This is a genomic window from Sphingobacterium sp. HMA12 (assembly GCF_002933815.1).
In the GTDB taxonomy this organism is placed as follows: Bacteria; Bacteroidota; Bacteroidia; order Sphingobacteriales; family Sphingobacteriaceae; genus Sphingobacterium.
This window is the reverse complement of the sequence record NZ_BEYR01000001.1, coordinates 583,565-603,514: the sequence shown is the minus strand read 5'-3', so window position 1 is coordinate 603,514 and position 19,950 is coordinate 583,565. Positions and strand designations below refer to the sequence as shown.

Below are 19,950 nucleotides of genomic sequence, written 5' to 3'. Positions count from 1 at the left end.
TCATAGAAGGGAAAATGAACCCTTAATTACTGAAGTCTTTAAAATCTTCATGAATCTCAATTATAATCATCACCAAATTGGAGATTGCGGTCATTGTGACCTTCTGATTCCGAGACGAATCGACGTACAGTCTTTTTTGTCTTCCCGTTTTTACGGTTAATCTCTCCTGAAGCTTTAATATCTTGTAGATGGTGATCCTGTTCGCCTTCCAACATGCATTCCAGAAGATGTTTCAGCATAGGTGCAAAAACTCCATCTGTACCGCCCATTTTCTTGCCTTTGTAAAGGCCTCTCATTGCTTCCTCTTTGAAGCGTTCAAAGTCAAATTCCTCTTTTTCCATTTCCTGTGTCTAACATAAAAATTCTTTATCTGACACAGTTTACTTTACGCACTCTATAAATCTTCAAACGTTTTAAATATTTTTTTTACCTGTTATTTTTACAATAAGCTAAATTCATATATCACATTTCTTAATTGAATAGCATTATTAAAATGAACACATTTAAAACCCAGATCCAAAGCAGCCTGGATATTCTTCTCATTGTCATCTATGAAAAGACATTCTTCAGCTTTTAAATCATATCGATCTAATAATAACTGAAAAAATTGTTGGTCAGGTTTTATCATTTTTTCCGTTCCGGAAACAACAATTCCATCGAATAATCTGAAAAAATCATACTTTTGATAGGCTATTGGAAATGTTTCTGCAGACCAATTTGTAAGACCGTATATTTTGTATTTTTCTTTTAATTCTTTTAGAATTTGAACGCTACCATCAATTTCACCTTTGAGCATTTTTTCCCATTGAGAAGAAAACAATTCAATATTCTTTGCGTGTTCGGAATATTCGCTTTTAAGTATTGAAACTCCTTCTTCAAAACTCCTTCCTCTATCCTGTTCTGCGTTCCATTCATCTGTACAAATGTTAGAAAGAAACCATTCCATCTCCTCATTATCAGTAAAAATATTTTTATAAAAATGTCTTGGATTCCAATCCAAAAGAACACCTCCAAAATCAAAAACTATATTCTTAATCATATTCTTGATATTTTATGTTTAAGCTGATATTTCAACATAATTTCCTTCAGGGTCCAAAACCACACTTTCATAATAACCATCACCGGTTGTTCTCGGTTCACTTTCAATAATGTAATTGTCATTTCTTAACCTTTCTGTCAAATCATTCACAGCTTCTTTTCCGCCGACCGAAATTGCAAAATGCGCAATACCTTTACTAAAGCCTCTTTTCTCAGGTTCTTGATTGATATCCATTCTGTTCATAATTTCCAAACGGGCTTTACCCTCACCGAATGAAAGAAAATATGCAGAGAAACCTTTCTTTTCATTAATGTACTTTCCATTACTTGTCGTATCAAAATACTTCAGATAAAATTCACGCATCTTTTCTAAATCGTCTACCCAGATAGCCAAATGTTCAATTGTCATCATATAAATTTTTAATAATTGTAATTTTTAATAATTAAACTTTTCAAATATTCACATTGCAAACATATGCAAATTTGCTTAATATTGCAAAATAAAATCTATTTATACTTGTGTTTGTAAGCGATATCGGGGAGATACTGAAAAGTCCATTTTATTTCTTTAGTATCGGTACAAGTGCTTCAAATAAAAATAAGTTCAACCTGCGAAGGCCGAACTTATACCTGCTATTATGAGTGAGAACACAATAATAAATTAAAGATTATATGACAGTGACTTTGGCAAAATATGGTAGTCCAAGATCAAGGCCGTTAATTTGAATTTGATTGGAAGAATATTTGATAAGGGTTGCATCCATGGTCCCAGCAATGGGCTCAAAAATATTAATGCCATGCACAAGCCTACTTTTAAAATATCCTTTTCCCTTGACAGACCCCTCAACAATTACCTCTTTGCCTTGGATGTTAAAATTGGTATTCGTTGCATCAGATTTTTCAATAATAGTAGTACCTGTTTCCCCAAAAGTTTTTACCGAATCATTAAAGTAATGAGTGAGCGTCCCTTTTCCCTCAACCTGCTTAAATTTTAAAATGCTCCCTTTATTATAGACAAAGTTTCTAATAGCAATCATATTACTATTTAAATCAACACAAGTTAAATCATCCTCTAAAAGAGTAGCATTAACAGAAGTTCCCGCTAAATCCGAGTTTAGGCCATTTGTATATCGAATACGTCCTTCAAGAATCCTATTATCGATAGCTTTTATATTAGCTGCCCCTTTGATGTTATAAAGAGATAATGGAGCTGTGATAATTACACTATTGTTATTGATGGGTAATTTGACTCGATTGCCATACATTTCTAAATTATTAAAATAGTTTAATGTACTGATACCATTTGTAACTGTTAACATACTCAAAATTGCTCCCATTGTGTCTCCTTCAGTATAGGTATAATTATCTATAATCTTCAATTTTTGGGCAAGCAACTCTCCCGAATTCGCAACCTCTTCTGCGGTCTTCTGTACCCCCGCAATCATTCCACTATTTGAATGGTCAGCGTAATTGTCTTCAAAAATCAATTCTCCATTTGTTCTTGAAATAGTTGCAATACCTCTGACGGTTTTAGTTTTTTCCGAAACATTTGATAGAATACGTATCCTATTATTTTGGTACAGTCCCTTGTTAATGAAGTAACATTGTAACAACACGATAGATCGAATAGGCATATTGACAAGGTTGTCATTTATCTCCAAAAGATTATCGGATATTACGACGTTTTTGTAAGTGTCCCCCATTGCTCCAACAGCTTTGAATCCATCACCATTTAATGAATAACAATTACGAATTAAAACATTATCTGCAATGAAATAGCAGTTTCTCTCAATCGGATTGTAAGATTTGTTATTCGAGTAAGTAATATCAGCGCCAGTGGCAAAGATCAAATCTTTACCATTAAGATCGAAGTTTGCTATTTTTCCCCTCCAATTATTCGCCTGCTCGACAGTGTTTTTAAGTGTACAATTTTGAATGGTAGCATTGTAGATATTGTTACCATAGATCCCCGTTCCGACATTTTCAAATAAAATTGTATCTATTTTGATGTTTCTGCTGTCACGAAGAGTAATAGCGACATCGATGTTCTTCATCGTTACGTTTTGAATCTGAACATTTTGAACATTCTTAATATTAACGAATCCCCTACTCCGGGTTGCTCCAGTCAAATCTAACAGAGTACCATCTTGCTTAATATTTTTGAGCGAAAGAAATTGAACAGATTCTTTCCAACCGGTATCAATATCAAAAATTGCTTTAGGAACATTATTGTTAACCATTGTAGCATTCAAGCCTTCTGTAGAAAAATTAATATCCGACACAATAAGTTCATCGGACAGTTCATCGAGACTGAAGAAGAAATAGCCATTGATATTGATGTAATTATTATTTAGCGATCTAATACCTTTAGGACACTTAACAAAAGTTTTTGCAACAACAGTAATACTGATATCTTTATGAATAACCGCAGTCTTTCGTTTAACGCCACAATAGTTGAAAAAAGCCAAATAGCCTTGTTGAGAATCGGGAAAATATCTCAAGTCCACCTCATCTGTTGAAAACTTATGCTCCAACTTAATTCCGCCTGCTTGTACCACACTCCCACCGTCATCTGAGCCGGGATCAGGTTCATTTTGAAGATCAACGTAGTGGTAGATAATCGGCGCTGGGGTATCTCCCTTTTCGTAATAGCCTAGCAACTGAACACCATTGTAGGTTCCGGCTTGTAGTGCTGTAATTTCAGCAGCAGATAATGCTTTCATACCCGCCATTGTTTCTTTAATTAAAAATTGATTTGCCATATTCTTTTGTTTTTATGTGTATAGCAAAAGTATGGCTGTGGGCTGGGCTATCTGAGAAAAACAAGGTGTATGTAAGCGGTATGTGGGAGATACCGAAAAGTAGGCTGAGTTAGCTGTTAACGATAGACACGAAGAAAGACACGATAAAAAAGCCTCACATAGATTACGGAGATTAGTAGTGATGGCACAACTTTTGAGCTCAAAAAACGGATCTGACGTTATTAATAAGCCATAAGTTCTACTAAATTTTAAATGCGCTAAAAATTGAAGCAATAAAAATATGAAAACATTGCCAAAGATATTATCGATTAATTTGTTGCTTTTTTTATGTTGCAGCATTGCTTATGCACAGAAAGCTCCTCAATGGGTTCTTCCCACTACGCCTTTTAATGAAGCAGAGACAGCAAGATTGATGGAAAGAGGAAGCGCTACCATAGAAGGCACCGCTACACTTAAGAAAAAGGGGAAAGATAATTTTGGGGTTAAAGGAAGCCAGATCCTACTATTCCCGGTAACATCCTATCTCACCGAGTTTCTGGAGCTAAAGAAAAAATTTAATAGTCGTAAAAAGCAGGCTACAATGAGCCCTGTTGCATTTACTTATCGGATAGAAGGCAGATTTTTGGATGATAAAGGCACTTTTCAGTTTACCAATCTGAAACCTGGGAAATATTATATCATTAGTTGGATTGCATTTGCCAGGCAAAAAACCGTTGCCGTGCAAACAGGAACGAGCACCTCTTATAATGTTTACGGATATGCTTTAGGATCTTCGCCAATTTATGAGGATCATCATTACGACGTTTTTATTGAGAATGAAGTAAGTGGATTTGTTGAAGTCAAAGATGCTGGCGCAGTTGTAAATGTAACGGTGAGTAATTAAAAATCAGGGAAAATCATGAAAAAAAATTGGTATTTATACATTATCATCGTCGGGATGTCGGTATCTTTCACTAGTCTAGCTCAAACTATAAAAATACCCGATCCGAATTTCAAAAAACAATTGGTTACTGCGGGTATTGATCTTAATGGAGACCAAGAAATCCAGCTATCTGAAGCACAGAACGTAACGAGGTTAAGCCTTGATAAAGCAGATATTAGTTCCTTGGTCGGCATTAAAAATTTCACTAACTTAAAAGAGCTGAGCTTTTGGAACAATCAGGTAAAAGTATTGGACTTAGAAGGCATGAAAAATCTGGAAGAGATATTTGGATACAATAACCAAATCCAAAGCATCAACCTTAAGGGTCTGACAAATCTCCGGACTTTACACATTCATCAGAATAAAATTAGCACCATAGATCTAACAGGACTGCAAAAGCTTGAAGAGATAAAAATGCTACAGAATGCAGTCAGCAAAGTGAACATTTCCGATCTTCCAAATCTTGTACATATCGAGTTTCAGAAAAACATGCTCACAGAGTTTAATGTAACCGGATGCCCTGCGGTAAAGCTGATCAGGTTAGACGAGAATCAATTGTCGAAATTGGATTTTAGTAATTTTACTCATCTTGAAGAACTGTCTCTAAGGGATAATCCGTTAGTTGATCTTAATGTGTGTGGATTAAGAGAACTTAAACAGTTAGATTGCTCTTACACCCACCTATCAAATGTTAATATGAGCGGAACAGTGAGTTTAGTAAAAATGGAGTGGTAATAGCTTTTAGTTTTGTCGACGCAGATGTCCTAATATTATTCCATACCCAATGAACAAAATAGTAAACGTAATCAAAGGAGATATCACTAAGATCGAAGTCGATGCAATCGTAAACGCTGCAAACAGCTCTTTACTCGGTGGTGGCGGTGTAGATGGTGCCATTCACCGGGCAGGTGGCCCGGCTATTCTGGAAGAATGCCGAATGATAGTGGCCCGGCAAGGAGGCTGTAAAACGGGTGAAGCAGTTATCACCACGGCTGGCAATCTACCCGCTAAATATGTGATCCATACCGTCGGTCCTGTTTGGAATGGCGGCCAAAAGAATGAAGAGAGCCTCCTAGCAAACTGCTACTTCAACTCCCTCCGACTGGCTGTGGATAATAGCTGTACAACAATTACTTTTCCGAATATCAGCACGGGTATATACCGGTTCCCCAAGAACTTGGCTGCCCAAATATCCATTAACGCGATAAATCAGTTTCTTGAATCAGATACAACAATCAAACGAATTACAATAGTCTGTTTTGATAATGAAAATTTCCAGCTATTTAACGATTACCTTAGCGATAAGCCTAGGCTTTTGCCGTCAAAATGAAAACCTCTTATCATGAGTAACGGTATTCGCCCTAGGAACTATGTGTTTGATTTTTGAATTAGTTTTAATTGATAAACAAAGTGACACCGTCTTAGATTCTAAAAATTACTTCCCTCTAACCAGCTGAGGGAAGGTTTTTGAATCGCGAAAATTTTAGTAATCGGCGCCGTTTACTTTGGCTTTTCAAACTTTATGTCCTAAACCTAGTTATGTTTCTATTCCATACATATTTGCTATATCAAGATATACCTTAGCCAGTTCCAAGTTTTTATTGACCCCGACGCCATAATAGTAGCACCGACCAACCTCGTAAATAGATTGTTTCTCACCAAGTAAAATAGCTTTAGAATAAAACAAAAAAGCTTTTTTCGAATTCTTTTTTACTCCAAAACCATTTTCATAACAAACAGCTAAATCGAAACAGGCCATCTCATTATTCTGAATAGACGAGTCCAACAAGAGTTCGACGGCTCTCTTATAATCTTTTTTGACAGTTTTCCCATATAGATACCATGTAGCCAATGCATACTGTGCTTTACTGTTATTCTTGCCTATCGCTTTATTTAATAAATCAAGAGCATTTGAATCGCCCACTGCAGTGTTTTTGCTCGCTTCTACGAGAGCTTGAAAATATAATTTATCTCCTTTTGCCATATTAAATAATTATTTTTTTGGAGATTGATCAGTAAAAAAAGTATATAAGCAGTCTAATACATATCAAAAAGTCCGGTGTTTGCATCTTCCCTATTTCGAACTCCCAGGAGGTCCTTTTCATATCCAGATTATATAAATAATTAATTTATTGACTAATTACCTCTCTGCAATTCTTTCCCTCTTCTGTGAACATCAAGCGATCCCAAACTGCTTTCATTAAATTCTAACTCATTCTCATATGTGTTCCTATCCATATTTTATAGTGTTAAAACGGGTTTGATATTACTTTTTCATTGTAATAAAAAATAGTCCTTTTCAATAAGGCTGACAGATGAATAGTTTTTCATTACCTATTCGCCTGAGTCCAGTGATTTTTCAATCTGGCAATTGATTTTATAATAGACCACATTTGTCTGTATTGATAAAAGAGAAATCGTCTGCAATAATATAAGTTCCGGCAGTATATGTCTTCAGATTGATTTTATTGTATTTCTTATCTCCATCTGTCCATTCTGATTTAAGTGAGACAGACTCTTCCCGAAAGTTTTGCGATTTAGAAAATTGATAGGTGCTCCCACTATTAAAAATGCCTTTAAAATAAATCAATTTAAACTTCGGTGTGTAGCCATATTCCTGATCTGCTATTTTCTTTAATTCTGCCTGAATTTCCGCATCTGAGAATTTTTCTCTAGGATTTGAATTCATGTATTTCATTAACGCCGTCTCTTTCTTTTTATCATATTCGTCGTATAGATACAGACTATCATTGCGCAGTAGAAAGGTTCGCTTTTGCATAAATTGAACATAAACGTTCCCATCCCCCTGATTATCGATCGGGTATTCGAATACGTTGAAATCTTTTTTGGCAAAGGCTTCCTTCAGTCGGCGGAGATTGTATTGCATCCCGCCACCTGAAGAATAGATAATGATGGTATCTCCTTTGATCATACGATAGGCATGTTTTTCTGGACAATTCTGAAAATATTCAAAACCTTCAGGGCACCGCGGATTATCGAAAGTAATATTATTGGCTACCAACCATGCTGCCGTCTCCCTTTCCCGATCATTTTGCGGATTACGCCCCTTGACATTCTCCATATTAAGAACAGGCTGACTCTGACTATATTCGTACACGGCCTGACCGTATGTTTTTCCCTGATTTTGCTCCTTGTATAAAAATGACCGTAGTTCACTAAGGTCGTAATGTAACAATTGTGCCATTGCTTGCAAACCGTGGACAAATGTAGAATCATTCTCCAACCCCGGATCAATAATCCTGTCTTTATACACCGAAGTGAGGATCAGAAAATGACGTGTCTGTAAGTACAGGGTTGTCTTCTTTGATTCGTTAATATGATCTACAATATCACTCAGGTACTCTTTTTCATTTTTGCCCCCGTCTAGGCTATACGTTAACATATGTAGCATTTCTGGTTTAAAGGTAAGCTGACGGTCAATGGAATCTGTATCGGTCAATGTGTAGATCGTAGTGAGGTTTTCATCAATACTCGCCTTGTTAGCTTTAATAGTTTTTAGTTGTTGATAGGTCAACAGCTTCTGCGCAAGAACAATCTGTGAACAGGAGATTAACAAAAGTATAAATAGGTTTTTAATCAATATCATGTTAAAAAGTCAATAATCTATTGCCCTGCTATAGTAAATCAGGCATTTATCAGGCATTTAGATACTTGTCAAAAGCACGAGAATAATTGCGAATACTCTCACAAAAATATTCTTTAACGCATCTTTCAAATCCATAAAATATAGTTCCTGACGGCAACTGTTTGGCACCCATTTTAATTCGGTATATTTCTCTTTATGCCACAGCAATTACATCGTATCAAGATACAAAATAGTCACCTTAAATTTAGCATGAATATATAACCTCAAGATAAAATAATATATTTATGAGGTATCATATCATTGAGATGATCAAAGGGGGCTTTTCATTGGAAAAGGAAAGCTAAGGCGGACAATAGCAAAAACATGAATGTTGGGGACGCTATCTAAGGAAAACAAGCGGTATGTAAGCGGTACACGGAAGATACCGAAAAATCTATTTCATTCTATTAAAGCTTGCGCGGATGCTCCAAATAAAAGAGCCTCCCTCTAACAGGCAGAGGGAGACTAACTAAAACAGGTATCAAACAATTACGTAGATAGTATGCCAGCTGCTCTTAGTTTCGTCTTTAAATCCCTTAGTTCAGCCAGCAAAGCGTCATACTCTGCTTTTGACGGCGTTGCACCAGAAGATACTACAGCAGTGTCAGCAGAAACAGCAGCCTGATTGACAATACCTTTCTTAGAAGGGGTAGCCAAAGTTTTGTCGGATACTAATTGGGATGCTGTCCAAACGTTGTTTGCAGTCATCTTAAGAAACAAAATATCATTATCCGTTGTGGCGGAAGTCCATAGGCGCCAGGCTCCTATATCGGGTGTTGTATCCTGAATACCCCTCCGATTTAATGCTATACCTGATCCATTTGTAAATATATACTGGTCTATTGCCGCACCGTTGTTAAATGGGACAAAACCACCATAACTGTCGACCGTCGATACATTGGCTTTGTAATCGGCGATGGCTTTAGTCCGAAAAGAATCAGCACTGACGCTACCATCATAGCGTCCATTGTTAACGTCTTTTTTGCTCGTCTTGGCATCATATGTATTGATCTTTATTGTTCTTTTATTTGGATCTGGATCCAATAGCCCATTTGGTGTCTGCTTCCAATGGGAATAAGTAACATTTTCGAGAATATTGTCTGTGCCCGAACTGATCTTGATTAAATCGTAATACCCTGATGAAATCTTGGACATCTTGCTTTGAAGTTCAACCCGTAAAGCATAACAACCGATGAACGAATTATGCTCACCTGAATCAATAATATCATAGTCTGCTAAACAGCTCTCAAAACCCACACCGATAAAGGTATTATATCTACCGCCTCCAGCTAACCCTCCACTGATGGACATCCCTCTGCTTTACATGATTCAACAGTGCCTCCTATAAAGGTATTCTGATCAGTACGTGTCAGCTGAATGCCGGTATGATGTCCTTCCAGTTGGATATCATAATACGTATTATTAGAACAATTGGATGATTGGTTCACTCTGGAAGATGCTATTGTACGCATTCCCATATACGATACCGCACCATCATTATAAGAACTCCTCAGGTTATAAAAATGAGACAATTGTGCACCATTTACTATGCTTATACCCTCGGTTGTACTTCCCCCATTTATTCTAATATTTTTGAATATACACCGTGCTAATCCTTCGATATGGATCCCTGTTGTCGTATTGGAATTTCCAAGGATATTAATATCTTGTATCGTAATATTTTTTGCAAAAGGAGTAGTGGTTGTGGCTCCCTCAAAAGCATTTAGATTGAAAGCGATACCCGAACCTAGGTGCTCTAAAACGGTCATGTTGGGTGCATAGCCTTTAATGGTATTACCATCCATTCCCTTTCCTAAATTCGGCAAGCTCGTATACTTGATATTCCCTTTAGGCAACTTTAAAACACATGGATTATTTAACTTACAATACGATATACTCTTTTCTAACAAAGTTGAATTATCCGCTAATGTTTCTGAAACGCCAAAATAACTGGAATCGACCACGCTGTTAAATTCATGAACCAATTTGACTGTACCTAAGTCAATTATACTACCTCCATCATCCGGTCCAGGATCTGGAGTTGTTGAGGCTCGATAATAAACAATCGGTGCTGAGGTATCCCCTTTTTGATAATAACCTAATAACTGAACTCCCTCATAAGTTCCGTTTTGTAATGCTGTGATTTCAGCGGCAGATATTGCTTTCATACTCGCCATCGTCTCTTTAATTAAAAATTGATTTGCCATATTCTTTTGTTTTTATATGTATAGCAAAAATATGGCTGTGGTGGTGGCTTTCTGAGGAAAACAAGGTGTATTTAAGCGGTATTGGGGAGATACCGAAAAGTCCTTATAGGCTCTTTTCAAATTAGAAATAGTTCTAAAACAAAAAATGGAATATCTTACAAATATTCCATTTCTCTAGCGGTTATTAGTGTGAAGCTTTTTCATTAGCAATCTACATCATTAACCGCATCACATTTTAAACAATGGTCTATCATATGATTGGGTTCAATCATACTTAACGAACACGTATTGCGTTAAAGCTTTTAAAGTTTTTATCACTTCGGGGAAAGATAGTAATCCAGTGTAAATCATCTAGGTCACCGTTAAACTTAATAGGTGAAACAGAAACTAAAACTGGTTTATATCTGGGTTTCCAGCCTCTTTATCCGTAAAAATCTGGACTCCTGCTTTCTTTTCAATTAACTGTAGCGGATATAGTTCAGGATTATATACACCATTAAGAACTTCATTCAAAGCGTTTTTCTTGGATTTGCCAAATGTAACAATCAGAATATTTTCAGCTTTATTGATAATAGGTTCAGTCAGCGTAATTCTAAACATTTCCTGCGACTTTAGATAGTAGGCATCAACCCATTTTTCCTTTTCTTGTAAAATCTTTTCACCTGGAAAGAGAGAAGCTGTGTGGCCATCATCCCCCATTCCTAAAAAGATGAAATCAAAAATACCGTCAGCTCCCAAAACATTTCTGATTTGAGCTTCGTATTCTTTAGCATAATTTTCAGGCTCAATTCCGTCTTTATACATGGGGAAAATCTGATTTTTATTGACTGGAACTTTATTCAAAAGTACTTCCAAAGTCATCTTAAAATTACTTTTCTCATCTTCAAGAGAAACCCATCTTTCATCTACCCAAAAAAAATGGATTTTGTCCCAAATTATTTTATCTGCATATTCGGGAGTAGCTAATAAACTAAAGATGGCTTTCGGTGAAGAGCCTCCACTCAACGCAACCACAAATTTATCATGCTTCTGGATTGCTTGTTTCGAAAGCTCAACAAATGTATCAGCTGCTTTTTTATACAAAGCATCCAGATTATCAAATATCGTAATATTCATTTTCTTTTAATTAGATCTTAAACCCACTGATGTCCTTGTCGCTCTACCAGTGCATCACTGTCATCAGGTCCCCAGTTGCCTGAAGCATAATTTGGGAAAGATGGGTCTTTGGTTTTTTCCCAGGTTTCCTGTATCGTTTTTATCACGTCCCAAGCTTCTTCTACCTGATCAGAGCGCATAAACAGTGTAAGGTCTCCCACAAGGGCTTCCAATAAAAGAGTTTCATAAGCTTCGGGAGTATCGTTCTGACAGGCAAAATTATCGAAAATCATTTCCACAGGTTTAAGCGCTAAAGACAAACCTGGCTTTTTAGACATAAACTGCAATCTGATGTCCATTTGTGGCTGGATATTAATAACCAATCGGTTAGCCGACAGAAGCGAAGTGCTTTCTGAAAACGTAGAATTTGGAAGTGGCTTAAACTGAATCGTTATATAAGAATGCTTTTCTTTCATCTTCTTCCCGGTACGAACATAAAAAGGAACATCCTCCCATCTTTCATTATCCAGATAAAACTTAATAGCGACAAATGTTTCCGTATTGGAATCAGGAGCAATTCCCTCTTCCTGGCGATAGCCATTTACTTTTAGTCCATTTACTTTGCCCCGTCCGTACTGTCCTCTTACCGCATAATGATCTACTTTTTCGGGAGAAATCCTACGGATGGATTTTAAAACATCAACTTTACGATCCCTGATCTCACCTGATTCGAGTGAGGCCGGAGGTTCCATAGCAACCATGCAAAGAATTTGCAAAAGATGGTTCTGAATCATATCGCGCAAAGCTCCTGTCTGCTCATAAAAACTGGCTCTTGTTTCCACTCCTACTTCTTCGGCAACGGTAATCTGCACCGATTCTATATGTCTGTGGTTCCAAAGAGGTTCAAAAATTGAATTTCCGAACCTGAACGCCAAAATATTCTGAACTGTTTCTTTACCTAAATAATGATCGATACGATAAATCTGTTCTTCCCGAAAAGTTTGTGAAAGAAGATTATTCAGCTCAATGGCAGATTCTTTATTGTGGCCAAAAGGTTTTTCGATAATAATTCGATCTGTTGCAGGATCAGATGCTATTGACGTATTTTTAAGATGATTTGAAATTACCGATACAAAGTTTGGTGCAATGGACAAATAGAAAAGTCTGTTTCCTCTCATTCCATACACTTTATCGAAATTTTCAAGTTTCTGATATAAATTCTGATAAGAGCTTTCTTCATCAAGCTGATGCTGAAAATAGCTGATGTGAGCCTGAAAACCAGCCCAATCTTCCTTGATTACAGTCTTCCTGGAAAAACTCTCCAGATTTTCTTTAATATAAGCGCTGAATTTTTCATCTGTATTTTCGGCTCTTCCTAAAGCTAGAATATTAAAACCTTTTGGCATTCTGCCATCGATATATAAATTGTAAAAGGCAGGAAAAAGCTTTCTTTTTGCCAAATCCCCCGTTGCACCAAAAATAACGATGGTTGTTGGATGCAGGATTGTATTGTCACTCATTGTTAGGATTTAGTTATTTGGGTTTTGCCATGTAGTATGAAAGACTCCTTCTCTGTCAGTTCTTTGGTAAGTGTGCGCACCAAAATAATCACGCTGAGCCTGAAGCAGGTTGACAGGCAAAGATGCTGTGGTGTAAGCTTCGAAATACCCTAGAGCTGACTGAATTCCTAAGCTTGGAATTCCGTTTGATACAGCAAAAGCAGCTGTTTTTCTTAATGACGAAATTTTACCTTTTACAATTTCTGAAATTTCCTGATCCAATAAAATGTTAGATAAGTTCTCGTATTTTGAATAAGCCAGATAAAATCTTTCCAATAAAACAGAACGGATGATACATCCACCCCTCCAGATTTTAACAACATCTTTTAACGGAATTTCAAACTGATATTCTTCAGAAGCTTTTACCAATAATGCCAAACCTTGAGCATAACTGATTAAAGTAGATAAATACAAAGCATCCCCCACCTCTTTGATGAACAATTCTATATTTTCAGGAGTTTTTACTTCTTCTTTAGCATATAATTGAGATGCTTTCACTCGCTCATCTTTATAAGCGGATAAAATTCTTGATGTTACTGCAATATCGATGGTTGGAATAGACACCCCAATTTCCATAGCCTGCTCGGAGGTCCATTTTCCGGTTCCTTTTGCCCCTGCTTTATCTAAAATCTTGTCGACAAGAAAACCTTCTGTTACATCATCTTTTTGCTGGAAAATATCTCTTGTTATCTCAATAAGGAAAGAATTCATCTCGCCTTCATTCCATCTTTTGAAAACTTCATACAATTGTTCATTGTTAAGATTAGCTCCTTTTCTCAGTAAATCGTATGCTTCACTGATCAATTGCATGATGGCATATTCAATTCCGTTGTGAACCATTTTAACATAATTCCCTGCAGCTCCTTTCCCCATATAGGCGGTGCAAGGTTCCCCGTTTACTTTTGCTGAAATAACTTCCAGCATAGGTTTCACCAAATTGAAAACTTCCAAATCTCCACCCGGCATAATACTAGGTCCTCTTCTTGCGCCCTGCTCTCCTCCAGAAACTCCCATTCCCATAAAATGAAGGTTTTTAGAAGCTAAATCAGCTATACGTCTCTCGGTATCTTTGAAATAAGAATTTCCCGCATCAATTACAACATCTTTAGGACTTAAAAGCGGTGTTATGCTTTCAAGAACAGCATCAACCGGTTTGCCTGCAGGAACCATCAAAATAATTTTTCGCGGACTGTCTAAACTTAACACAAATTCCTCTAGAGAAACAGCTCCAACAACCTTTGTACCTGAAGCCACTCCTTTGCGAAGTTCTATTACCTTTTCTTCATCTAAATCGAATCCTACGGCAGAAAAACCATTATCGGCAATATTGTAAAGCAGATTTCTTCCCATTACACCCAGACCAATGACCCCGTAATTATACTTTTCCATTCTTACTTAAAGTTTATGTTATAAATCAAATTTACTGAAATGCATGCCAGTAAAAAAATTATGTAAAATTTTCTTTCAATCGTTACACGAGTTATCCGCCATAGTTTCTTTAATTAAAATTAATTAGCCATATTCTTTTGTTTTTATGTGTATAGCAAAAGTATGGCTGTGAACTAGGTTTTCTGAGGAAAACAAGGTGTATGTAAGCGGTATGTGGGATATACCGAAAAGTCGAGATTTGAAATACAAAATCCCAGGTTACTTCTACAGCTGAACTCGCACTAAATGGTTCGAGATATTCGCTGACAAATTCCGCTGGATTTAAAAAAGGGTGGTTTTGCTCTATATTCAATTCGGGTTCAGTCGGAGTTGGACCAATGGAGGCAGTCCCTCCCAGTCGAAAGCTTCACAATGGTGCTTTCCATCAGGCCACTCAAGGCGCTGCAGCACAAAGTCGACATAGCCCGATTCTCCGAGCTCGCGAAAAGAAATTTTGGTGACTTGCTTTATTTTCCTTTAGCTATCTCCTCCTGGATCCCATTTACAAATTCTACAGTGACGTTCGATAGTTCGGCAATCTCCGAATTCGAAAACTTATTCAAAGACAAAAGTTTTTTTATTACTTCAGCCTTTCCTTCTGCTTTTCCCTTAGCTTCTCCTTCTGCTCTTCCCTCCGCCATGGCTTTTTCGCGCGCTCTTTTCAATAGCTCTTCCTGACTACTTCGGATACTCTCCGCATCCCATTTATTCCTTAAACTTACATTGTACATCTCACGTTCCTCCAAAAACTTTTTTAAAGCCATAATCTGTCGTGATATCGATATATTTAGACTGCTTTAATTCACTCATAATATATTGTTTTTAAATTGGTTAATAACACAAATATAAGTAAATAAATATATTTATACTAATATTTTTAGCAGATAAAAATGATATTACTTCATATTTCAACCTACTCAATCCTCGGATCAGGTTTTAGCGGCATTTCGGCGCAGAGGATAACCGAAAGTGTACGGTATCAAAAAAGCGTACCTCGGCATCGAGGAAAATGCCATACCTGCTGCGACAGGCTTATGTTTGCTCATCAATAGGTGAGTCTCCCAGAGCAATTGCTTCTTCCCTGTCTCGGTAAAACGCAGGAAACCGATACGGATCAGGATAACAAGCTGTTCAATACCTGCCTGTGTTCGTTTGACAAAATTCTCTAGGCTAAACGCTTTTTCGAACTAACTCCCGACCTTCTCCATGCAGATCAAGGGTATTATGAAGCAAAAGATAATTCGAAATTAATATTGCTCTTTTCATTGTCTTTTTATCTTTATTCTTTCATGCTGGCTATGTATATTTGAATGGAAAGCAGAAAAGGAAAATATGGAAACATCTGATTTATTTTGGTCAATAATTGCACGTGCAGCTCTCGACAGGGAAAAGCTAAAGGATATTCTTGGTACTTTTACCAAGGAAGAGCTTATCAGATTCCAGGAAGAGTTTGTGGATGCTTCGGTAGAACTACAGAGCGAACCATATACTGATTATATGGAGGAATCGGAAGACGGAATGGAAGATATTGCAAACTGGATTGTAAGCAATGGTAAGGACTTTTATTTTTCAATTTTGGAGAGTCCGAAAAATACACCAATCAGTGTCAATGATCATATACATCAGATCCTTTATGGAATAGCGGATGAAGTCTGTATGGAAAAATATGGGGAATCGACAGGTATTTACTAACAATAAAAAAGGTCGCCTCTTAACATCTGGAATCGTTACATTTCAACCTGTTTACTTTTTGGCATATAACAATCGGAATGAAATCGTTGGATAAACTATTCTTTCATTTTCCATCTCAATCGTACTTAATGTTATAGGCAAATCTATCGCTCGTGAGGTCAGGGCTTTAATATGAAAATTAAGTACTTTAGCTCTCACGGTATTTGCAGTCGTTGATAATACAGTTGCCCCACCAACAAAAAAACTGACATTCCCTAATGACGCATCTACAGTATACGTATAAGTCTGGCCCAGATTAACAATAGGTCTTGCTGAAATATTAAAACGTGCACCCACATCTATACCTTTTTCAACCGAATAACCTTTTAAATTTTTCGTCTTAAGTTTTACAAAACCGGCATTAGCACCAGTTCTTGTAACTTTCCATTGATTATTACCCAATGCAGTTAAAGTTGCTATTCCATCAGCATTTTCCAATGTGACTGTCCCAAGATTTACTATCGTATATGTCCCCCGAACAAAGCCCGAAACTCCACTTTTGACTGTCTGAACAACGGGGAGGAGAGCAACATCTAAAATCCTGATTTAAATTTCCACGGTTGTAGCCACCGATTTTAACTTATGACGGCTTCATGTGTTTAAAAAATATTTCTTTATTGGACCGCGATATGGGTATTGAAGTTCCATCTTCTATATGTACAATACCCTCTCTTGAATAGCTGACTACATATTTCAAATTAATCATATGGGACTGATGTACACGCATAAACTGAGGGAGAATAAGGACATCTTCATAATGTTTGAGCGGCTTGGAAACAATAATCTTCTTACCATCCACCAGCATAAATGTAGTGTAAGAACCTGAGGTTTCACATCGCAGAATATCATCCACCTTGACTACATGCATAGCTTCTTGGGTAGGTAATACAATCCTATCGGGTATTTTTTTGTAATCTGTGGAGAGTTGCTGTAAATGGGTATCTAATTCTTTCAGTGCTTTCCGATCCACCAACCGATCTATTGCCCCTTTGAGGTCTTCGGAGTCAATAGGTTTCAACAAATAATCTAGCGCATTAAACTTAAAAGCACGAATGGCATGCTCCTCATAAGCCGTGGTAAAAATCAACTGGAACGCCTTGTAGGAAATCTGGCTAAGCACATCAAAACCTGTACCTCGTTTTAAGATGATATCCATAAACACCAGGTCAGGCTTTAGCCGATCGATCAGTTTGACCGCTTCTTCAGTATTTTCAGCATAACCGATGACCTGTATTTTTTCCGGTGCTACCATTTCCAATAAAATCGATAATGCTTCTCTCAGATAATATTCATCTTCTACAATAATAGTTTTATACATAGTGTTTAAATTAAAGGAATCGATAAAAAGACGAGGCACCCTGCTCCATCAACGTCCTTTCTATCAGTCATTTTTAATTGGACAAATAGATTATTTGGGTATAGGAGAGCGAGCCTTTCATCCGTTATCCTTGTCGATAAGGAGGTATGTGGCGCATTCTTTTTTTTGCTTCTTGACTCCTCTAAGCCAATCCCATTGTCTGTAATTGTACATTCAAGAACATCAGCATCCATACGGAGGTGAAATGAAATCTTCAAAAATCCATGCCGTAAATCGGCCAGAGGCTTCAATCCATGTTCAATTGCATTTTCGACAAAGGGCTGCAAGAGCAATGGCGGTATATGTACATTCGGATCAACTGTTTCATCCATGTCAACACAGTAATCAAAACTATGATTAAGGCGCAATTGTTGCAGATCCATATAATTCTTCAATGTTTGAATCTCTAGCTCCAGGCATATACGATCCATACGCGATTGTTCCAATACCTGTCGGGTCAGTTTAGCAAATTTACCCAGATAGGAAATGGCTATTAACCTGTCATTTTTCAGAATCATACTTTGGATATTCCCCAAAAGATTGAAAATAAAATGAGGGTTCATCTGAGACTGGAGTAATCTTCGCTCGATTGACAATTTATCTGCCAAGATCTCCAAGGATTCCTTTTCCATCAACTGAACCTTTAACTCGCTATTAGTCTGCTTTTGCCGCAGGATATCTTCCCTATTTTGATAATATCGTTGTCTGTAATAATAAGATCTGTACATAAATACTAAACCCGCCAAAAGAACTCCGGAGATGCCATAGCCCAAAAATTTGTTCTTTTTTTCAAGTTCATTTTCCTTTTCCAACTGTTTGATCAATTCCAATTTTTTCTCTGACTCAAACCTGGCATCGGTATTCTGCAATATCTTTTGCATCTCCTCATCATACTTCAACTTATTGTACTTATTGAAATAGGTATCATACTCATGGTATGCGGCATAATCTTTTTCTTTCGAAGCAAGCTCCTTAAGACATCCAAAAAATGCAGCCAATAAATCGTTATCTTTGTAAGGTAATGTCTGTTGATAGGCTATTCCTTCTTTAAAAAGATTTTCAGCAGTCCGATAGTCCCCTTTCTGTATAAAAAATTGTCCTCGGAGCCCTAGCGAACTGCGGTAAATATTCCGTAAGTTATACTTTCTGCCTATATGGGTCGCTTGTTCCAGATGAGATAAAAATGCTTTTTCATCAATAGGCTTAGGAGCATTCATATACAACACGGCTATGTTTAGATGAGCGATACCAATATTACTTTTGCTGACAATGAATTCCTCAACCTGCTCCGCTTGATGGATAGTCTCTTTATAAAAAGAGACGGCCTTCTTCCATAATAATGAGTCATTAGAAGAAGCGCTTTCCAGCAGATAGCTTCCAACCGCCAACCGGGCATGTAATATACTTTCCGGATCATTGGATTTCTCTGCAAAGCGGAGTGCTTCGTCTGCATATTTCCTCACGTTAACTTCTGAGCCTGGATAAAAGAGATAAGAAACATCTGCTCCTATTTTAGCACAGTAAGAATATTCATTCAACTGCGTGAATAAACCATATGCTTTCAGCATATAATCCACAGCTCCTGCCTTATCGTCAATATAAGACCGCAGAAGCCCCATAGCCCAATTTGAATAGGCAATCGCGCGGTTATCAGCTGTTGTGTTAGCTATTCCATAAGACTGTTCTGCATACCTGGTGAATTCCTTAAGTTGGAGAAGACGTCTATAGGTCATAGCCAGATAGGCATAACATATGGCTTCATCAACCCTGCTATTATTTTTTTTTGCAAGAAAAAGAGCTTCCTTCTGAATACGCAAACTTGCAATGGTGTCAGAGAAGCGCATCGCGTAACCTTCTGCAGCCATTTTCTCAATCTGAATCTGTTTCTGTGCAGAAACCTTCATGGTACAAAGAAGTATAAACATCAGAACTAGAATTGACAAAGCTGTTCGCCTGGTAGCCAAATAGATATTCAAAAACTTAAAAATTGCTTCCATTCAGTTTATTAAGAGCCTGCTAATTTAATAAATAAAGTCTTAAATGGTGGAAATCGGTACCCTCAGCATATTGTTTTCCAATCTATAAATGAATATGCAGATATATCGACAAACGTTGACAAGAAATGATTAAAAAGCCACACAAGCCAAATGCATATTCAAACCTACCGATTACAAATCAATACGATCTAGTCTGTTATTGAATAAT

Annotated in this window: 19 protein-coding genes; 4 read left to right on the top strand and 15 right to left on the bottom strand. The window is 37.0% G+C overall.

Annotated elements, in window-relative coordinates; genetic code table 11:
- Window positions 1–56 precede the first annotated feature (56 nt).
- From HMAT_RS02470 to HMAT_RS02455, 4 genes are all read right to left on the bottom strand, one after another.
- Window positions 57–341: a hypothetical protein gene (locus HMAT_RS02470; RefSeq protein WP_104381221.1), complete on the bottom strand. Its 285-nt coding sequence runs from the start codon at window positions 339–341 to the stop codon at window positions 57–59.
- A 98-nt stretch (window positions 342–439) separates the two neighbouring features.
- Entirely contained in the window at window positions 440–1,039 is a 600-nt protein-coding gene (locus tag HMAT_RS02465) for an HAD family phosphatase (protein WP_104381220.1), read from the bottom strand.
- Between the two features lie 18 nt (window positions 1,040–1,057).
- Entirely contained in the window at window positions 1,058–1,450 is a 393-nt protein-coding gene (locus HMAT_RS02460; RefSeq protein WP_233789092.1) for a VOC family protein, read from the bottom strand.
- Window positions 1,451–1,706: 256 nt separating this feature from the next.
- Window positions 1,707–3,800, bottom strand: a complete 2,094-nt coding sequence (locus tag HMAT_RS02455; RefSeq protein WP_104381218.1) for a hypothetical protein — start codon at window positions 3,798–3,800, stop codon at window positions 1,707–1,709.
- Between the two features lie 280 nt (window positions 3,801–4,080).
- Here HMAT_RS02455 and HMAT_RS02450 point away from each other — a divergent pair, with 280 nt between their 5' ends.
- Genes HMAT_RS02450 through HMAT_RS02440 form a run of 3 tightly spaced genes read left to right on the top strand, consistent with a single transcriptional unit; the run spans window position 4,081 to window position 6,052 of the window.
- Entirely contained in the window at window positions 4,081–4,683 is a 603-nt protein-coding gene (locus HMAT_RS02450) for a carboxypeptidase regulatory-like domain-containing protein (RefSeq protein ID WP_104381217.1), read from the top strand.
- A 15-nt stretch (window positions 4,684–4,698) separates the two neighbouring features.
- Window positions 4,699–5,457, top strand: a complete 759-nt coding sequence (locus HMAT_RS02445) for a leucine-rich repeat domain-containing protein (RefSeq protein WP_104381216.1) — start codon at window positions 4,699–4,701, stop codon at window positions 5,455–5,457.
- Window positions 5,458–5,506: 49 nt separating this feature from the next.
- Entirely contained in the window at window positions 5,507–6,052 is a 546-nt protein-coding gene (locus HMAT_RS02440) for an O-acetyl-ADP-ribose deacetylase (protein WP_104381215.1), read from the top strand.
- 207 nt (window positions 6,053–6,259) lie between these two features.
- Here the strand turns inward: HMAT_RS02440 and HMAT_RS02435 are convergent, their stop codons facing one another.
- The 8 genes from HMAT_RS02435 to HMAT_RS02400 all read right to left on the bottom strand — a co-directional run bounded on the left by HMAT_RS02435 (window position 6,260) and on the right by HMAT_RS02400 (window position 15,421).
- Window positions 6,260–6,706: a tetratricopeptide repeat protein gene (locus HMAT_RS02435; RefSeq protein WP_104381214.1), complete on the bottom strand. Its 447-nt coding sequence runs from the start codon at window positions 6,704–6,706 to the stop codon at window positions 6,260–6,262.
- A 393-nt stretch (window positions 6,707–7,099) separates the two neighbouring features.
- Window positions 7,100–8,329, bottom strand: coding sequence for a hypothetical protein (locus HMAT_RS02430; RefSeq protein WP_104381213.1), 1,230 nt, complete (start codon window positions 8,327–8,329; stop codon window positions 7,100–7,102).
- 528 nt (window positions 8,330–8,857) lie between these two features.
- Window positions 8,858–9,679, bottom strand: coding sequence for a hypothetical protein (locus HMAT_RS02425; protein WP_104381212.1), 822 nt, complete (start codon window positions 9,677–9,679; stop codon window positions 8,858–8,860).
- Window positions 9,658–10,575 carry a hypothetical protein gene (locus HMAT_RS02420; protein WP_104381211.1) on the bottom strand — a complete coding sequence of 306 codons (918 nt, stop codon included), beginning with the start codon at window positions 10,573–10,575 and terminating at the stop codon, window positions 9,658–9,660. Before HMAT_RS02420 ends, HMAT_RS02425 begins: the two co-directional genes overlap by 22 nt.
- A 387-nt stretch (window positions 10,576–10,962) precedes the next feature.
- Entirely contained in the window at window positions 10,963–11,691 is a 729-nt protein-coding gene (pgl, locus tag HMAT_RS02415) for a 6-phosphogluconolactonase (RefSeq protein WP_104381210.1), read from the bottom strand.
- 17 nt (window positions 11,692–11,708) lie between these two features.
- Window positions 11,709–13,190 carry a glucose-6-phosphate dehydrogenase gene (gene zwf, locus HMAT_RS02410; RefSeq protein ID WP_104381209.1) on the bottom strand — a complete coding sequence of 494 codons (1,482 nt, stop codon included), beginning with the start codon at window positions 13,188–13,190 and terminating at the stop codon, window positions 11,709–11,711.
- A 9-nt stretch (window positions 13,191–13,199) separates the two neighbouring features.
- A complete protein-coding gene (gene gndA / locus HMAT_RS02405) occupies window positions 13,200–14,618 on the bottom strand; it encodes an NADP-dependent phosphogluconate dehydrogenase (RefSeq protein ID WP_104381208.1) in 1,419 nt (472 codons plus the stop codon).
- Window positions 14,619–15,124: 506 nt separating this feature from the next.
- Window positions 15,125–15,421 carry a hypothetical protein gene (locus HMAT_RS02400; protein WP_104381207.1) on the bottom strand — a complete coding sequence of 99 codons (297 nt, stop codon included), beginning with the start codon at window positions 15,419–15,421 and terminating at the stop codon, window positions 15,125–15,127.
- Between the two features lie 568 nt (window positions 15,422–15,989).
- Here HMAT_RS02400 and HMAT_RS02395 point away from each other — a divergent pair.
- Window positions 15,990–16,349 (top strand): DUF4240 domain-containing protein, encoded by a 360-nt coding sequence (locus tag HMAT_RS02395; protein ID WP_104381206.1) that lies wholly within the window; start codon window positions 15,990–15,992, stop codon window positions 16,347–16,349.
- Window positions 16,350–16,400: 51 nt separating this feature from the next.
- Here the strand turns inward: HMAT_RS02395 and HMAT_RS02390 are convergent, their stop codons facing one another.
- From HMAT_RS02390 to HMAT_RS02380, 3 genes are all read right to left on the bottom strand, one after another.
- Complete coding sequence (locus HMAT_RS02390) at window positions 16,401–16,826, bottom strand: hypothetical protein (RefSeq protein WP_104381205.1); 426 nt, start codon at window positions 16,824–16,826, stop codon at window positions 16,401–16,403.
- A 142-nt stretch (window positions 16,827–16,968) separates the two neighbouring features.
- The gene (locus tag HMAT_RS02385) at window positions 16,969–17,706 is read right to left on the bottom strand and encodes a LytTR family DNA-binding domain-containing protein (RefSeq protein WP_104381204.1); all 738 of its coding nucleotides are present in this window, start codon (window positions 17,704–17,706) and stop codon (window positions 16,969–16,971) included.
- A 5-nt stretch (window positions 17,707–17,711) separates the two neighbouring features.
- Complete coding sequence (locus HMAT_RS02380; protein ID WP_233789091.1) at window positions 17,712–19,670, bottom strand: histidine kinase; 1,959 nt, start codon at window positions 19,668–19,670, stop codon at window positions 17,712–17,714.
- Window positions 19,671–19,950: the final 280 nt, after the last annotated feature.

Bases quoted from the DNA above. Each gene is read 5' to 3' on its own strand.
- HMAT_RS02460 (WP_233789092.1), bottom strand. From the start codon at position 1,450: ATGATGACAATTGAACATTTGGCTATCTGGGTAGACGATTTAGAAAAG.
- HMAT_RS02425 (WP_104381212.1), bottom strand. From the start codon at position 9,679: ATGTCCATCAGTGGAGGGTTAGCTGGAGGCGGTAGATATAATACCTTT.
- HMAT_RS02435 (WP_104381214.1), bottom strand. From the start codon at position 6,706: ATGGCAAAAGGAGATAAATTATATTTTCAAGCTCTCGTAGAAGCGAGC.
- HMAT_RS02445 (WP_104381216.1), top strand. From the start codon at position 4,699: ATGAAAAAAAATTGGTATTTATACATTATCATCGTCGGGATGTCGGTA.
- HMAT_RS02420 (WP_104381211.1), bottom strand. From the start codon at position 10,575: ATGGCAAATCAATTTTTAATTAAAGAGACGATGGCGAGTATGAAAGCA.
- gndA (WP_104381208.1), bottom strand. From the start codon at position 14,618: ATGGAAAAGTATAATTACGGGGTCATTGGTCTGGGTGTAATGGGAAGA.
- HMAT_RS02440 (WP_104381215.1), top strand. From the start codon at position 5,507: ATGAACAAAATAGTAAACGTAATCAAAGGAGATATCACTAAGATCGAA.
- HMAT_RS02400 (WP_104381207.1), bottom strand. From the start codon at position 15,421: ATGGCTTTAAAAAAGTTTTTGGAGGAACGTGAGATGTACAATGTAAGT.
- HMAT_RS02455 (WP_104381218.1), bottom strand. From the start codon at position 3,800: ATGGCAAATCAATTTTTAATTAAAGAAACAATGGCGGGTATGAAAGCA.
- HMAT_RS02450 (WP_104381217.1), top strand. From the start codon at position 4,081: ATGAAAACATTGCCAAAGATATTATCGATTAATTTGTTGCTTTTTTTA.
- HMAT_RS02395 (WP_104381206.1), top strand. From the start codon at position 15,990: ATGGAAACATCTGATTTATTTTGGTCAATAATTGCACGTGCAGCTCTC.
- HMAT_RS02385 (WP_104381204.1), bottom strand. From the start codon at position 17,706: ATGTATAAAACTATTATTGTAGAAGATGAATATTATCTGAGAGAAGCA.
- pgl (WP_104381210.1), bottom strand. From the start codon at position 11,691: ATGAATATTACGATATTTGATAATCTGGATGCTTTGTATAAAAAAGCA.
- HMAT_RS02430 (WP_104381213.1), bottom strand. From the start codon at position 8,329: ATGATATTGATTAAAAACCTATTTATACTTTTGTTAATCTCCTGTTCA.
- HMAT_RS02380 (WP_233789091.1), bottom strand. From the start codon at position 19,670: ATGTTTATACTTCTTTGTACCATGAAGGTTTCTGCACAGAAACAGATT.
- HMAT_RS02470 (WP_104381221.1), bottom strand. From the start codon at position 341: ATGGAAAAAGAGGAATTTGACTTTGAACGCTTCAAAGAGGAAGCAATG.
- HMAT_RS02465 (WP_104381220.1), bottom strand. From the start codon at position 1,039: ATGATTAAGAATATAGTTTTTGATTTTGGAGGTGTTCTTTTGGATTGG.
- zwf (WP_104381209.1), bottom strand. From the start codon at position 13,190: ATGAGTGACAATACAATCCTGCATCCAACAACCATCGTTATTTTTGGT.